We start from the raw sequence: 14313 nt of genomic DNA on the forward strand, positions 1-14313 counted from the left end.
AAAACAGGCCATTCACTCCCCGCGACGACAAGGATTTGCGCATGCTCTACCGCCCCCTCGGCCACTCCGGCCTGCAAGTCTCCGCCCTGACCCTGGGCAGCATGATGTTCGGCGAACAGACCAGCACCGAAGCGTCGCTGCGCATCATCGACCGTGCCTGGGACCAAGGCATCAACTTCATCGACACCGCCGACGTGTACAACGCCGGGCGCTCCGAGGAGATCGTCGGTGAGGCCGTGGCGCGCAACCGCCAGGACTGGGTCGTCGCCACCAAGGCCGGCTACGGCCCCGCCGATGGCCTGCCGAACCGCAGCGGGCTGTCGCGCAAGCACCTGTTCAATGCCCTGGAAGCCTCGCTGACCCGCCTGGGCACCGACTACCTGGACATCTACTACTTGCACCGCGAAGACCACAAGGTGCCGCTGGAAGAAACCGTGCGGGCCATTGGCGACATGCTGCAACAAGGCAAGGTGCGCTACTGGGGCGTGTCCAACTTCCGTGGCTGGCGCATCAGCGAAATCTGCAACCTGGCCGAGCGCCTGGGGGTGGCCAAGCCTGTAGTCAGCCAGCCGCTGTACAACATCGTCAACCGCCAGGCCGAGCCCGAACAACTGGCGGCCGCCGCCTTCCATGGCCTGGGCGTGGTGCCGTTCAGCCCGCTGGCCCGTGGCGTGCTCAGCGGCAAGTACGCCCCCGGCGCAACGCCCGATGAGGGCAGCCGCGCCGGGCGCCAGGACAAGCGCATCATGGAAGTGGAATGGCGCCAGGAGTCGCTGACCATCGCCCAGAAGATCCACGCCTACACCGAAGCCAAGGGTGTCGGCATCGTCGAGTTCGCCATTGCCTGGGTGCTGAATAACCAGTTGGTCAGCTCGGCCATTGTCGGGCCGCGTACCGAGGAGCAGTGGGAAACCTACGCCGGGGCGCTGGAGGTGAAGATCACCGCCGAGGACGAAGCCTTCATCGACTCGCTGGTAACGCCTGGGCATGCCTCAACGCCGGGGTTCAACGATGTGGCGCACTTCGTCAGCGGGCGTTTGCCGCGCAATTGAATCGCACTGCCCGCCTCAGGCGGGCAAGTCCCGCTGGCTGCGGGCGAACTCGATGAAGGCCTTGAGCGCCGCCGGCACCTGGCGGCGACTCGGGTAGTACAGGTGGAAGCCCGGATAGTAGTAGGACCAGTCCCCCAGCACCTGCACCAACGCCCCACTTTGCAGGTGCTCGCGCACCATGTCTTCGAATACATAGGCCAAGCCCACGCCATCGAGCGCCGGCCCGGTCATCATGCGCACGTCATCCAGTACCACCGGCCCCTGCACATCCACCTCCAGGCGCATGCCGCCCCGCTCGAACTCCCAGCGGTACAGCGCGCCACTGGGGAAGCGATGGCCGATGCACGGCAGGCCACGCAAGTCCTGGGGTTGCTGCGGCACCGGATGGCGCTCGAAGAACGCTGGCGAACCCACTACCACCGAACGCAGGTAAGGCCCGATAGGCAGCGACACCATGTCGGCTTGCAAACGTTCGCCCAGACGCACGCCCGCATCGAAACCGCCACTCACCATATCCACCAGCGCATCATCGCCGCTGATCTCCATGCGTACGTCCGGATACAGCGCCAGGAAGCGGTTGGCCAATGGCAACAGCACCAGCTCCACCCCTATTCGCCCGGCCGTGATACGCAAATTACCGGAAGGTTTGTCGCGGAAGCTGTTGAGGTCTTCCAGTGCATCGGCGATATCGCGAAACGCTGGTTGCAGGCGCTGGTACAGGCGCTCGCCCGCTTCGGTGAGCGCTACGCTGCGGGTGGTGCGGTTGAACAGGCGCACGTCCAGGCGGGTTTCCAATGCCCGCAGCGCATGGCTCAGGGCCGAGGGTGTAAGCCCCAGCTCCACCGCTGCGCGGCTGAAGTTCAAGTGCCTGGCGATGCACAGGAACAGCGAGAGGTCGGCCGTGCTGGGTGATTTCATTAGTGAATACTCTTCACAGGACAATGAGAAATTTGTGGGATTATCACAGAAATAGCTGAGCCGTACAGTAGCGTCAACTCATCGAGAAAGCCCCGCGAAACGCAGGGTTCATTACAGGAGGAGTTGACACATGCGTACTTGGCTCATTACTGGCGCTTCCCGTGGTTTCGGTACCCTGATCGCACAACAGGCCCTGGCGGCCGGCGACGCGGTCATCGCCACTGCACGTAAACCTGAAGATGTCGTGGCCCGCCTGGGCGAGCACCCCAACCTGCTGGCCGTGCGCCTGGACGTCACCCGCGAAGAAGACGCTCACCAGGCTGTCGCAGAAGGCATCAAGCGTTTCGGCCGCATCGATGTACTGATCAACAACGCAGGCTACGGCGTACTTGGTGCGGTCGAGGAAACCAGCGCCAGCGAAACCGAGCGCCTGTTCGCCACCAACGTGTTCGGCCTGCTCAATGTCACCCGCGCTGTCCTGCCACACATGCGCCGTCAGCGCAGCGGCCACGTCATCAACATCTCGTCGCTGGGCGGCTACCAAGGCTACATGGGCTGGGGCGTCTACGGCTCCACCAAGTTCGCCGTCGAAGGCATCAGCGAGGCCATGCACCAAGAGCTGGCGCCGCTGGGCATCAACGTCACCGTGGTGGAACCTGGCTTCTTCCGCACCGACTTCCTCGACGAGCAATCGCTGATCAAGACCGCCCTGGAACTGTCGGACTACGACGAAACCGTCGGCCAGATGCGCAAGTTCGCCGCCTCCGCCAACCACGCCCAGCCGGGCGACCCGGACAAGTTCGCCAAGGCCATGCTGGAGCTGGTCAACGCCGCGAACCCGCCGCAGCGCCTGCCGCTGGGCAGCGACGCGGTGGCGCGAATCGCTTCCAAGCATGCCTTCGTCGAGGGTGAGCTGGTGCAGTGGCGCGAACTGGCGATGTCCACCGACTTCGCCCAGTAAACGACACCGCGCTTGGCAAACGAGCCCGCTGCACTTGTGCAGCGGGCTCATTGCGTTACATCAGCAAAAGACCTTTGATCGCCAGCAGGTGCAGCGGATAGAACCCATAGCCCCAGCGCCCCACCGGCGGTACTCGCCAACCATCACAGCCTAGCAACCCCTTGCCCAGCGGCAGCGCCAGAGCGGCAGTGACCAGCACCAGCCAGGTGAAGGGCTGCGACAGGTGGCCGAACAACCAGCTGTTGGTCAGGTTGCCGGACATGGCCAGCGCAGCCGCCAGCAGCCATCCCCGCCCGCCCTGCTGCAACGCCAACAGGCACGCGGCGGGCAGCAGCACGCCCGGCAGGCCGTACATCAGTCGTTCGCTGCACAGCGCCGCCAGCGCCAACACGCCGACACCCGCCACGCGCGCCAAGGTCTGGGGGTGATGAACGGCCCAGGCCAGCAGCAGGCCCAGGGTCAGCGTGGGCATCACGCTGAGTGTCTGCGAGCCACTGTCCAGCCAGCGGTAAGGCCCTTCGGACAGCAGCGAGAACAGCAGCATCAGGCCCAGGTAGCGTGCGTTCGCCCGGTTGAACAATGTGCCGGGCATGCTGCGCAAGACGTTGCAGGCGATTGCCAGGCAGAACAGCGGAAAGGCCAGCCGCCCCAGCACGAACAGGCTATCGGTGGCAGGCCAGAGGAAACGCAGGTGGTCGGCGAGCATGGTTGCCATCGCCGTCCACTTGACCAGGTCCAGCCCGGCCGAACGCCTGCTCAGGGACGGGCCTCGCCCAGGTAGCGGGTGGTCCAGGTGGCCAGCGGCAGTGGCGGTTGCTGGTCGAGAATGCGGCTCCAGATCAACTGCAAGTCATTGAGGTTGAACATCGAGCTAACACCCGCGCCGACCCAGGCCGTGGGCGTGTCGGTCACCCACTGCCCCTGCCCATCGCGGTGGGCCATGTTGAAGCGGAAGGTGTAGTTGCCGGGAATGCCCATGCGCAGGTCGGTCACCACCAGGGTGCCGTCGATCGCGTCATAGCGCAGCCAGTCGTCGGTGAACCAGCGCAGCCGTGCATGCAGCGGGTCATTGGCCAGCGCCTGGGCGAGTTCGGGGTTCAACGACAGACGCTGCATCTCGGGCGCCTGGCGGTCGAACAAGCTGCTGACGCCTTCGTAGTAATGGCCATCCGGGGTCTTGGCCAGCACACGCCAGACCAGGCTGTTGAAGGCCATGGGTATCGCGCGCACTTCGCTCGTGGCCACCCCCTGCTGCTGCAGTGCCTCGGCGAAACGCTGTTCGGCGGCCATGCGCCCGGCCAGGCCGAAGCCCAGGTATGCCGTGCTGAACACCAAGGCGGCAGCCATCCACGGCACGGCGCGCCCGGCCAAGCCACGCAACCCGGCGTAGAGCACCGTGACCAACAGCGGCACAGTGTAGATCGGGTCGATGATGAACACCGCTGCCCAGCTTTCCGGTGTGAACTGCAAGGGCCAGAACAGCTGGGTGCCGTACACCGTGAACGAATCGAGTATCGGGTGGGTCACCAGCACCAGCCAGAACGCCAGGAACAGGCGTGGCCACCGGTAGCCTTTTTCGGGCCAGTAGCGTTTGCCCAGCCATGCCACCAGCCAGGCCAGCAACAGCGCCAGGCCGGTAAGCACGAAGATCGAGTGAGAAAAGCCCCGGTGATAGGTCATCTGCGAGACCGGGTCGGCATAGCGGATGACCACATCTAGGTCGGGCACGGTGCCCAGGGCAGCGCCGTAGAGCAAGGCGCGGCGCCCCTGGATACGGCCCAGCACGGTGCCCTGGAGGGCCGCGCCCAGCACGGCTTGGGTGATTGAGTCCACGGAAACGCTTCCTGTGCAGGTAATTGCGGGAAACTACCTGCAACCCGGCCCGCTGTGCAAACCCCAAACCGATACCAGCAGTATCAGAACAGCTGCCAGGTGTACACCAGGATCAGGCGGTTCTCGTCGATGTCGCTGCGGTAGTTCGAGCGCGCCATGGCATTGCGCACCCGGATTCCCAACCCTTTGAGCACCCCGCTTTGCACCGCATAGCCCAGGTCGATGTCACGCTCGCGGTCACGCCCCTCGAAGCCACGCCCGGTGTCGACGTTGTCACCGGTGATGTAGCGCACCGTCGCCGTCAGCCCCGGAATGCCAAGGGCTGCGAAGTTGTAGTCGTAGCGCACCTGGTACGAACGCTCGTCGGTGTAGGCGAACTCGTAGGTTGGCACCTCGTTGCCCAGCGGGGTGATATTGGCGAATACCCGTGGGAACGGGCTGTCGCCGTACATGCCCTGGTAGCCGACGTGAAATGCGTGGCCGCCGTGGCGGGCGGTGAACAGCGAGAAGAACGCCTGGTTGTCGATGCGTCCAAGCAAGGCATCGCCATCCTCGCGAGCGCTGTAGTAACCCAGGTTGGCACTGAGCACCCAGTCGCCCAGCGGCTTGCTGTGCTTGAGGCCGAGGAAACCTTGTTCGTAGATATCTTCCAGCTGCCCGTACCACAGGCTGGCAGTGGTCTGGTTGGCATTGAAGGCGTAGTCGGCGCCGGCATAGTTGAAAGCATCGCTTTCGGCCTGGCGCATGGGCACGTGGCCGAGCATGGCGTTCATCTTGCCGTCGCCGCCTTCGTTGCGCAGGTGCGTGCTGCTCAGGTGGCCCGCCTGCAAGGTCAGGCCTTGCAGCTCGGTGGAGTTGACGCTTACGCCCTGGTAGGTCGGTGGTAGCAGGCGGATGTCGCTGAAAGCCAGCACTGGCAGGTTCGGTTGCAACTCGCCGATACGTAGCTCGGTCTTCGACAAACGCGTTTTGAAGGTCGGCGCCAGGCGGCTGTATTCGCTAGCGGCGCGGCCATCGCCGTGCACCGGCAAGAGGCCGGTGTTGACGCGGTCGGGGCTGCTGTCCAGGCGAATGCCCAGCAGACCCAGGGCATCGACGCCGAAGCCCACGGTGCCGGGGGTGTAGCCAGACTTGAAGTCGAGGATGAAGCCCTGGGCCCACTCCTCGGCCTTGGACTGCTGGTTGGCCCCGACGATATCGGAGAAGTCGCGGCTGAAGTAGTAGTTGCGGGCACTGAGGCTGGCCTTGGCATCCTCGAAGAATCCGCCTTCGGCGGCCAGCAGGGGTTGGCTGAGCACTGCAAGGCTCAGGGCTACGCATGGCGTGTGGTTCATTCCGATAGCTCTCTTGATCTTGTTGTTATGGATGAAGCGTTTGCAGCGGACGCCGCGCGAAGGCGCAGCAAGGCATGGGCGGCAAGCCCGAACAGCAGGCCCCAGAACGCTGCGGAAAGACCGAGGAAGGACACGCCCGAAGCGGTCACAAGAAAGGTGAACAGCCCAGCATCGCGTTCGGACGGCTCGGCCAGGCTGCGTGTCAGGGCCTCGCTGATCGCCCCGTACAGCGCAAGGCCCGCCAGTGCCGCCACCAGGGCAGCGGGAAAGGCGGCGAACAGCGACATCAAGGTGGCACCGGCCACGCCCAGCAACAGGTACAAACCCGCACCGGCAACTGCCGCTACGTAGCGACGACGCGGGTCTTCATGGGCTTCGCGCCCCGTGCACAGGCTGGCGGTAACGGCTGCCAGGTTCAGGCCGTGGCAACCAAACGGCGCCAGCAGCGCCCCGCCCAGGGCACTGGCGCGAATCAACGGGCTGGCGGGCGTGCTGTACCCGGCATTGCGCAGCACCGCCATGCCCGGCATGAACTGCCCGGTCAGCGCCACCAGCACCAGTGGCAGTGCCAGGTTGAACAACGCTGCCAGGCTGAACTGCGGGGTTATCCATTGTGGTGACGCCAGTTCCAGCACCAGCGCCTCGGTCCGAAGTTGCCCTGTGGCCACGGTGACCAGCGCGCCAATCACCAGCACCGCCGCCACGGCGTAGCGTGGCCGCAGCCTGCGCACCAGCAGGTAGCCGGTGAACATCGACAGCACCAGCAGCGGTTGCACAGGCAAGGCGCGAAACACCTCGGCGCCGAAGCTGAACAGGATGCCGGCTTGCAGCCCTGCGGCGATCGACCCCGGCAGCCGCGCGATGATGCGGTCGAAGGCGCCGCTGACGCCGATCGCCAGCAGCACCAGGTTGGCCATCAGGTAGGCGCCGACAGCCTGCGCCAGGCCTACCTGGGGCAAGGCACTGACCAGCAGTGCGGAGCCTGGAATCGACCAGGCGATCACCACCGGCACCCGATAGCGCAGGCTGAGCAGCGCGCCCAGCACGGCGCTGCCCATCGATATCGCCCACACCCACGATGAAAGCTCGCCGTGGGATAGTCCGGCGGCTTCGGCGGCATGGAAGATGATGACCAGTGGGCCGGCGTAGGAGATCAGCGTGGCCAACAGGCCAGCCAGGATCGCGGACAGCGAGCTGTCCTTGAGTAGGTTCTTCATGGGGCCTCTTTGGATCGGTGGTGGCCTTTTCGCGGGCAAGCCCGCTCCTACAGGTATTGCGTGGTCTGTAGGAGCGGGCTTGCCCGCGAAGAAAGCGCTGCGGGCTAGGCGGCAGCCGCCACGGTCTGGCGCCGCCCGCTCACCAGGTGCACCGCCATGGCCAGCGCCGCGATCGCGCCAGGAATGGCAAAGGCAATGAAGTTCAGCTGTAGCGGCAGGTTGATGCCCATCAGCGCGCCCCCCAGCAGTGGCCCGACGATGGCGCCATTGCGGCCGATCCCCGAGGCCCAGCCCAGGCCTGTGGAGCGCACCGACAGGCCATACAGTTGCGCCGCCCCGGCATACAGCAGGATTTGCGTGCCAATAGTGGTGGCCCCGGCGATGAAGATCAGCAGGTACAGCACCGGCATCGGGCTGTTGACCCCCAGCAGGCTGATCGACAGCGCCGCCGCGATGAAGAACGCCACCTTGACCTTGACCAGGTTGTAGCGATCCCCCAGCCAGCCCCCCAAAATCGCCCCGGCCATGCCGCCGAAGTTCAAGGCCAGCAGGAACGACAAGCTCGACCCAAGGCTATAGCCCGCATTGGCCATCAGCTTCGGCAACCAGGAGCTCAGTGCATAGACCATCAGCAGGCAGCAGAAGAACGCCAGCCACAGCGCCAGGGTGCGCACCGCCAGGCCGTCGCGGAACAGTTCCAACACCGACGCCCCACTGCCCTTGCGCTCTACCGCTTGCAGCGCATCATCGGCCTGCACATCGCACTGCGGGTCCAGGCGTTTGAGCAGCTTGCGCGCCTCGTCCATGCGGCCCTGGCGCACCAGGAAACCAATGGATTCCGGCAGGTAGTAGAGAATCACCGGCAACAGCAGCAACGGAATGGCAGCGGCGAAGAACATCGACTCCCAGCCAAACCTTGGCAGCATGAAGATACCGACGCCTGCCGAGAGCATGCCGCCCAGCGAATAGCCGCTGAACATGATCGCCACCAATGTGCTGCGCAGGCGTTTGGGCGCGTATTCACTCATCAGCGCCACGGCATTGGGCATCAGCCCGCCGCAGCCAAGCCCGGCGATGAAACGGTAGATGCCGAACTCGCTTGGGCTGCTGGCGAAACCGTTGAGAATGGTGGCGACAGAGAACAGCGCAAAGCACATGGCGATGCCCTTCTTGCGCCCGATCCGGTCGGCCAGGCTGCCGAATATCAAGGCGCCGAACATCATGCCGAACAGCGCGTAGCTGCCCAGCGCACCGGCTTGCAGGGGCGTCAGCCCCCATTCCTTCATGATCACCGGCAGCACCACGCCGTAGATGAACAGGTCGTAGCCGTCGAAGATCAACAGCAGGCCGCACCAGGCCATGACCATCCAGTGGAACGGGGTAAAACGTGCGTTATCGATGATCGGGTGTATATCGAGTGTTCGCATGGCATCTGTCTCTTGTTCTTGTTGTGTGAAGAAAACCTTGCCGCCAGCGGTGTCAGCCCAAGTCGCCACCGCCCACCGGCAAGGTCACGCCAGTGATGTAGGAGGCCTCGTCGCTGGCCAGGAAGAGAATGGCGCCGACCTGTTCGTCGATGCTGCCGTAGCGGTGCATCAGGCTGCTGGACAAGGTCTGGTCGACGATCTGCTGGTACCAGGCCTTTTCCTGCGTGCTTTGCTCGGCTTCGTTGCGAGGAATGCGCCGTGGGGGCGCCTCGGTGCCGCCGGGGGCGGTGGCATTGACCCGCACACCACGGCCAGCGGTCTCGAAGGCCAGGCACGCGGTGAGCGCGTTGACGCCGCCCTTGGCCGCGCCGTAGGGCACGCGGTTGATACCACGGGTGGCGATGGACGACACGTTGACGATCGCCCCGCTGCCCTGTTCGAGCATGTACGGCAGTGCGGCATGGCAGCACCACAAGGTGGGGAACAACGAACGGCGCACTTCGGCCTCGACCTGCGCCACGCTGTAGTGCTCGAACGGCTTGGCCCAGATGGTGCCGCCAACGTTGTTGACCAGCACGTCGAGGCGCCCGAAGGTTTGCACGGCCTTGGCCATCACCTGGGCGCAGTCTTCGTGTCGTTCGAGGTCGGCGGTGAGGGTCAGCATGCCCTCCTCGGCCAGCTCGTGGACCAGTTCGGAGCGGTCCACCGCCACCACCTGCGCGCCCTCGGCCTTGAGGCGCTGGCACACGCCCCGGCCGATGCCCTGGGCGGCGCCGGTGACCAGGGCGACCTTGTCTTGGAATCTTGTCGACATTGCGAATCTCCTTCTTGGTACTGCGGCGCGTCCTTCGCGGGCAAGCCCGCTCCTACAGACGCTGGAGAACCTGTAGGAGCGGGCTTGCCCGCGAATGGGCCACCGCCGCCTTAAACCTGGAATACAAAAACCTCAGGCCGCCGCTGCGAACTTCTCGAAATAGAAATTCGTCGGGGTAATGCCCTGCTCGCGCAGGTGCTGGCTCACCGCCTCGACCATCGGTGGCGGCCCGCACAGGTACACGTCCACATCACCGTCGTTGAGGTGCACCGGCTCGATGTGCTGGGTGACGTAGCCCTTCTGCGGGTACTGGCTCTCAGGGCTGGCCACGCAGGCGCTGTAGCTGAAGTTGGGAATGCGCGCAGCCAGTGCCTGCAAACGATCGAGTTCGACCAGGTCGAAGTCGTGGGTGACTCCGTAGATCAAGTGCAGCGGGTGTTCGCTGCCGGTTTCGGCGATCTTCTCCAGCATCGCGGTGAACGGCGCCAGGCCGGTGCCGCCGGCCAGCAACAGCAAGGGGCGCTGGATCGGCCGCAGGTAGAAACTGCCCAAAGGCCCCGCCAGGCTCATGCTGTCGCCAGCCTTGGCCAGGCCGGTCAGGAAGCTGCTCATCAGCCCGCCCGGCACGTTGCGGATCAGGAAACTGACCTCGCCGTCCTTTTGCAGCGAGCTGAAGGAATAGGCCCGGCTCTGCTCGCTGCCCGGCACCTTGAGGTTGACGTACTGCCCCGGCAGGAACGCCAGGCGGCTCAGTGCCTCGCTCTTGATCGACAGGGCAATGGTGCTCGCGGAAAGCTGGCGCACGTCGCTGATGGCCGCCTCGAAGCTGGCCTGTTCGGTCTTGCACACCTGCGACGACGCCGGAATACGCACCACGCAGTCGCTTTCGGCGCGCATCTGGCAGGTCAGCACGTAGCCTTCGGCGATTTCATCCTCGCTCAGGGCGTCTTCGATGAAGTTGTCGCCCAGGTCGTATTGGCCGGACTCGGCCTTGCACTTGCAGGTCCCGCAGGCGCCATCACGGCAGTCCAGCGGGATGTTGATGCCCTGGCGGTAGGCCGCATCGGCCACGGTTTCATGGCCGCTGGCCTCGATGAAGCGGGTGACCCCGTCTTCGAAATTAAGCGCGATCTGGAAGCTCATGTTGCACCTCGCGGGCGAGCCTGGCCGCGGCGCGCCATGTGGCACACCGAAGGGCTCGCGTTACCTCGTTTCAGATGTGATAGATGTCGATGACCTGGCGCACGTAGTCGTTCTTCAGCACCACCTTCTTGGCCTTGATCAACGGCTGCTCGCCGCGCAGGTCGAGGGTGTAGAAACTGGTGCCGAAGTAGCTGTCGGTGGTCTTGTAGCGAAAGCTGAGGGTGTGCCAGTTGAAGCGCACCTGGCAGCCGCCCTCGCCCTGCTCGACGATCTCGATGTTGCTGATGTTGTGCGAGGTGCGGGTGTCCGGCACGGTCGCACTGGAGCGCTCGGTCTTGATGCGGAACACCCGGTCTTCCAGGCCGCCACGGTTGCCGTACCAGATAAGCGAGATTTCGCTTTGCGGGTCTTGCGTGAGGGTGTCGTCGTCATCCCACGCCGGCATCCAGAAGCTCGCGTCGCTGGCGTACAGCTCCAGCCACTGGTCCCACTGGGCGTCGTCCAGGTAGCGCGCTTCGCGGTAGAGGAAGTCGCGCACGGTGTCATGCAGGCTCATTGCACGGCCTCCACGCGGATCAGTCGCTGTTCTTCTTCCAGGGCCTGGATCATCGTGTCTTGCCAATACTTGTGCTGCAGCACGAACAGGCCTTCGTCCTCGGTGCGCACACCCGAGAGCAGCGGCTTGAGTTCGATCTCCTTGGCAGCGTCATCGGCGCCTTCTACCCAATGCATGGCGCCGCGCGACATGTCGTTCCAGCCAGTGCCTGCGCCGTAGCCGGTCTGGCAGGAGCGGAACTCCTCGAGGTCGTCCGGGGTGGCCATGCCGCTGACGTTGAAGAAGTCCTCGTACTGGCGGATACGCTTGGCACGCGCTTGTGCACTCTCGCCCCGAGGGGCGATGCAGTAGATGGTGATTTCGGTCTTGTTCACCGCAATGGGCCGGGCCACGCGGATCTGCGAGCTGAACTGGTCCATCAGGTATACGTTGGGGTACAGGCACAGGTTGCGCGAGTTCTCGATCATCCAGTCGGCGCGGGCCTGGCCGAATTCGGCGGCCAGCTGGTCGCGACGCTCGTAGGCAGGGCGGTCTTCGGGGTTGGCCCAGCGCGTCCACAGCAGCAGGTGGCCATGGTCGAAGGAGTAGAAACCACCGCCCTGCTTGGCCCAGGAACCAGCACTCATGGTCTTGATTTCTTCGCCGCTTTCACGCTGCTTGCGCTGGTTCTGGGTGGCGGCGTAGTTCCAGTGCACGGAGCTGACGTGGTAGCCATCGGCGCCGTTCTCGGCGGTGAGCTTCCAGTTGCCTTCGTAGATGTACGAGCTTGCGCCACGCAGTACTTCCAAGCCCTCGGGGGACTGGTCGACGATCATGTCGATGATCTTCGCCGACTCGCCCAGGTGCTCGACCAGCGGTTTTACATCGGCATTCAGGCTGCCGAACAAAAAGCCCCGGTACGACTCGAAGCGCGCCACCTTGGTCAGGTCGTGGGAGCCATCGCAGTTGAAACTGTCGGGGTAGCCGGCGTTGCTGGGGTCTTTGACCTTGAGCAGCTTGCCGCTGTTGTTGAAGGTCCAGCCGTGGAACGGGCAGGTGTAGCTGGAACGATTGCCGCGCTTGTGCCGGCACAACATGGCGCCGCGGTGGCTGCAGGCGTTGAGGAAGGCGTTCAGTTCCCCGTCCTTGTTGCGCGCGATGAAGATTGGCTGGCGCCCCATGGTCAGGGTGAGGAAGTCGTTTTTCTCAGGGATCTGGCTTTCGTGGGCCAGGTAGATCCAGTTGCCCTCGAAGATGTGCTTCATTTCCATTTCGAACAGGCGCGGGTCGGTGAACATCTCCCGCTTGCAGCGGTAGACGCCGGCTTCCCGGTCATCCTCGAGCATGGCATTGAGGTAGTTGAATCCCAGGGACATGGCCAGGGCCTCCATTGTTATTGTTAAGGCCACGTCAGGTTATGTGCCTGGGGCAACGGGCAATATCCGGATCGTGCAGAGTGCTATCCGTTTTCTGCGGTTGATCTTCGCCAGGGTGCGCGTGATGATCCGTCCTACATCCACTAAGGCCTCTTCCCATGCCTGTTACCTCCTGCGCCCTGGTGCTTGCCGCCGGCCAAAGCCGCCGCTTCGGCAGCGACAAACGCCAACACCGCCTCGCCGACGGCCAGACCCTGCTGCTGGCCAGCCTGGCCCTGCCCTGCGCGTTGTTCGACGAAGTCTGGCTAGCCCTGCGCGCAGGCGAAGCGTTGCCTGCGAACCTGCCGCCCAAGGTGCGCGTGCTGCAATCGGCCGACAGCCTGCTGGGGCTGAGCCACAGCATCGCCGCCAGCGTCGAGCGCATCGCCCAGGCCAGTTCGGCGCAGGCACTGGCGGTGTTTCTCGCCGACATGCCGTTTATCCAGCCTGCGACCGTACACGCCCTGCTCGCCCAGGCCGCTGCCGAGCGTATCTGCCGCCCGGCCTGGCAAGGTCGGCCAGGGCATCCGGTGGTATTTGGCCGAGCATTCTGGCCAGCATTGTGTGAGCTACAGGGCGACAACGGTGCACGTGCGGTACTGGCGTCGCAGCCTCAAGCACTGCTGACACTGGAATTGGAAGACCCCGGCGTGCTGCAAGACATCGATCACCCCGGCGACCTGCCAGCGGGCTAGACTGAACACAGCATTCCAACGACCGTCAACGGCACGCAAGGGGGGCTTGCCACACGTGGAGGTGTGAGATGAGCCAGTTCAAGCGATTGTTCGTCATGCTCGGCCCACAGATGCGTCACACGCCCGCCTTGCAGCGGGCGGCCGCACTGGCCGAATCCAGTGGTGCCCTGCTGGACATCCAGGTATTCGTCGACGATGTCGACACCTTCGGCTTGATGGGCGACACCCAAGAGCGCGAGCGGCTACTGTCGGACAACCGCCAGTGGCTGAGCGATGAAGCCGAGCAACTGCGCAACGCAGGGCTGGATGTGTCTACCGAGCTACTGCTCACCCGCGACCCGCTGGCCACGGCCTTGCAGCAGGTGGAACGGCTGGGCTGCGACCTGTTGGTCAAGGACGTGCAACACGAGCCGGTGCTCAAGCGCCTGCTGGTCACGCCACTGGACTGGCTGCTGCTCAAGCAGAGCCCGGTCGCGGTGCACCTGGTCAGCGATATCCGCCTGCCACTGCCACGGCAGATCGCAGCGGCGGTCGACCTCGATACCCACGGCACCGGTGAGCACCTGGACGAACAGGTGATCCACAGCGCCCGCGCCCTGGCCTTGCAATGCAACGCCGAACTGCACCTGGTGCATGTGTGCGACGCCAGCCGCACCCATATCGCCGACTTTGGCGCCGGCACCGTGACCATGCCGGGCTTCGAGGGCAGCGTACGCACGGTGCAGCGTACGGCGTTCAACCGCCTGGGCGACCATCATGAAATCGCCCTGGAGCGCCGGCATTTTCTGGAGGGGCCGGCCATTCGGGCGATCGCGCAGTTCATCAGCCATGGCCGGGTGGATGTGATCGTCATGGGCAGCCACCGCCACGATGCGATGCAGACCTACCTGGGCGGCACCACGGCCCATGTGCTGGAGCATCCGTTGTGCAATGTGCTGGCGATCAAGGCGCAGCGCTGAGGGCGCGGCT

14 protein-coding genes are annotated in these 14313 nt (G+C 64.5%); 4 read left to right on the forward strand and 10 right to left on the reverse strand.

The window, feature by feature from the left end; translation table 11 throughout:
- Positions 1–41 precede the first annotated feature (41 nt).
- Complete coding sequence (locus ACQKPE_RS08605) at positions 42–1052, forward strand: aldo/keto reductase (protein ID WP_427664929.1); 1011 nt, start codon at positions 42–44, stop codon at positions 1050–1052.
- A gap of 15 nt (positions 1053–1067) precedes the next feature.
- Here the strand turns inward: ACQKPE_RS08605 and ACQKPE_RS08610 are convergent, their stop codons facing one another.
- Entirely contained in the window at positions 1068–1970 is a 903-nt protein-coding gene (locus ACQKPE_RS08610; RefSeq protein ID WP_427664931.1) for a LysR family transcriptional regulator, read from the reverse strand.
- A 130-nt stretch (positions 1971–2100) separates the two neighbouring features.
- On the opposite strand from ACQKPE_RS08610, the gene ACQKPE_RS08615 reads away from it, so the two are divergent.
- Positions 2101–2931, forward strand: a complete 831-nt coding sequence (locus ACQKPE_RS08615; RefSeq protein WP_427664933.1) for an oxidoreductase — start codon at positions 2101–2103, stop codon at positions 2929–2931.
- A 55-nt stretch (positions 2932–2986) separates the two neighbouring features.
- On the opposite strand, the gene ACQKPE_RS08620 is transcribed toward ACQKPE_RS08615, so the two are convergent.
- The 9 genes from ACQKPE_RS08620 to benA all read right to left on the reverse strand — a co-directional run bounded on the left by ACQKPE_RS08620 (position 2987) and on the right by benA (position 12610).
- The gene (locus ACQKPE_RS08620) at positions 2987–3691 is read right to left on the reverse strand and encodes a TraX family protein (protein ID WP_427664983.1); all 705 of its coding nucleotides are present in this window, start codon (positions 3689–3691) and stop codon (positions 2987–2989) included.
- A complete protein-coding gene (locus ACQKPE_RS08625) occupies positions 3688–4764 on the reverse strand; it encodes a metal-dependent hydrolase (protein ID WP_427664935.1) in 1077 nt (358 codons plus the stop codon). The genes ACQKPE_RS08620 and ACQKPE_RS08625 overlap by 4 nt, the downstream gene beginning before the upstream one ends.
- A gap of 83 nt (positions 4765–4847) precedes the next feature.
- Complete coding sequence (locus tag ACQKPE_RS08630; RefSeq protein WP_427664937.1) at positions 4848–6098, reverse strand: OprD family porin; 1251 nt, start codon at positions 6096–6098, stop codon at positions 4848–4850.
- Complete coding sequence (locus tag ACQKPE_RS08635) at positions 6095–7315, reverse strand: benzoate/H(+) symporter BenE family transporter (protein WP_427664938.1); 1221 nt, start codon at positions 7313–7315, stop codon at positions 6095–6097. Before ACQKPE_RS08635 ends, ACQKPE_RS08630 begins: the two co-directional genes overlap by 4 nt.
- Positions 7316–7419: 104 nt before the next feature.
- Positions 7420–8742, reverse strand: a complete 1323-nt coding sequence (locus tag ACQKPE_RS08640; protein WP_427664940.1) for an MFS transporter — start codon at positions 8740–8742, stop codon at positions 7420–7422.
- A 52-nt stretch (positions 8743–8794) separates the two neighbouring features.
- Positions 8795–9556 (reverse strand): 1,6-dihydroxycyclohexa-2,4-diene-1-carboxylate dehydrogenase, encoded by a 762-nt coding sequence (locus tag ACQKPE_RS08645; RefSeq protein ID WP_427664942.1) that lies wholly within the window; start codon positions 9554–9556, stop codon positions 8795–8797.
- Between the two features lie 132 nt (positions 9557–9688).
- The gene (benC, locus tag ACQKPE_RS08650) at positions 9689–10699 is read right to left on the reverse strand and encodes a benzoate 1,2-dioxygenase electron transfer component BenC (RefSeq protein WP_427664944.1); all 1011 of its coding nucleotides are present in this window, start codon (positions 10697–10699) and stop codon (positions 9689–9691) included.
- 70 nt (positions 10700–10769) lie between these two features.
- Positions 10770–11255: a benzoate 1,2-dioxygenase small subunit gene (gene benB / locus ACQKPE_RS08655; protein ID WP_427664945.1), complete on the reverse strand. Its 486-nt coding sequence runs from the start codon at positions 11253–11255 to the stop codon at positions 10770–10772.
- Positions 11252–12610 (reverse strand): benzoate 1,2-dioxygenase large subunit, encoded by a 1359-nt coding sequence (gene benA / locus ACQKPE_RS08660; RefSeq protein WP_427664946.1) that lies wholly within the window; start codon positions 12608–12610, stop codon positions 11252–11254. Before benA ends, benB begins: the two co-directional genes overlap by 4 nt.
- A gap of 158 nt (positions 12611–12768) precedes the next feature.
- On the opposite strand from benA, the gene ACQKPE_RS08665 reads away from it, so the two are divergent.
- Positions 12769–13344 (forward strand): nucleotidyltransferase family protein, encoded by a 576-nt coding sequence (locus tag ACQKPE_RS08665; protein WP_427664948.1) that lies wholly within the window; start codon positions 12769–12771, stop codon positions 13342–13344.
- Positions 13345–13412: 68 nt separating this feature from the next.
- Positions 13413–14303 carry a universal stress protein gene (locus ACQKPE_RS08670; RefSeq protein WP_427664950.1) on the forward strand — a complete coding sequence of 297 codons (891 nt, stop codon included), beginning with the start codon at positions 13413–13415 and terminating at the stop codon, positions 14301–14303.
- Positions 14304–14313: the final 10 nt, after the last annotated feature.

The sequence above is a fragment of the Pseudomonas sp. NPDC089554 genome (assembly GCF_050280645.1).
Lineage (GTDB): Bacteria > Pseudomonadota > Gammaproteobacteria > Pseudomonadales > Pseudomonadaceae > Aquipseudomonas.

What these genes read in the sequence shown, in the direction of transcription:
- ACQKPE_RS08640 (WP_427664940.1), bottom strand. Translation starts at nt 8,742, where the DNA reads ATGCGAACACTCGATATACACCCGATCATCGATAACGCACGTTTTACC.
- benA (WP_427664946.1), bottom strand. Translation starts at nt 12,610, where the DNA reads ATGTCCCTGGGATTCAACTACCTCAATGCCATGCTCGAGGATGACCGG.
- benC (WP_427664944.1), bottom strand. Translation starts at nt 10,699, where the DNA reads ATGAGCTTCCAGATCGCGCTTAATTTCGAAGACGGGGTCACCCGCTTC.
- ACQKPE_RS08665 (WP_427664948.1), top strand. Translation starts at nt 12,769, where the DNA reads ATGCCTGTTACCTCCTGCGCCCTGGTGCTTGCCGCCGGCCAAAGCCGC.
- ACQKPE_RS08635 (WP_427664938.1), bottom strand. Translation starts at nt 7,315, where the DNA reads ATGAAGAACCTACTCAAGGACAGCTCGCTGTCCGCGATCCTGGCTGGC.
- benB (WP_427664945.1), bottom strand. Translation starts at nt 11,255, where the DNA reads ATGAGCCTGCATGACACCGTGCGCGACTTCCTCTACCGCGAAGCGCGC.
- ACQKPE_RS08610 (WP_427664931.1), bottom strand. Translation starts at nt 1,970, where the DNA reads ATGAAATCACCCAGCACGGCCGACCTCTCGCTGTTCCTGTGCATCGCC.
- ACQKPE_RS08645 (WP_427664942.1), bottom strand. Translation starts at nt 9,556, where the DNA reads ATGTCGACAAGATTCCAAGACAAGGTCGCCCTGGTCACCGGCGCCGCC.
- ACQKPE_RS08615 (WP_427664933.1), top strand. Translation starts at nt 2,101, where the DNA reads ATGCGTACTTGGCTCATTACTGGCGCTTCCCGTGGTTTCGGTACCCTG.
- ACQKPE_RS08605 (WP_427664929.1), top strand. Translation starts at nt 42, where the DNA reads ATGCTCTACCGCCCCCTCGGCCACTCCGGCCTGCAAGTCTCCGCCCTG.
- ACQKPE_RS08630 (WP_427664937.1), bottom strand. Translation starts at nt 6,098, where the DNA reads ATGAACCACACGCCATGCGTAGCCCTGAGCCTTGCAGTGCTCAGCCAA.
- ACQKPE_RS08670 (WP_427664950.1), top strand. Translation starts at nt 13,413, where the DNA reads ATGAGCCAGTTCAAGCGATTGTTCGTCATGCTCGGCCCACAGATGCGT.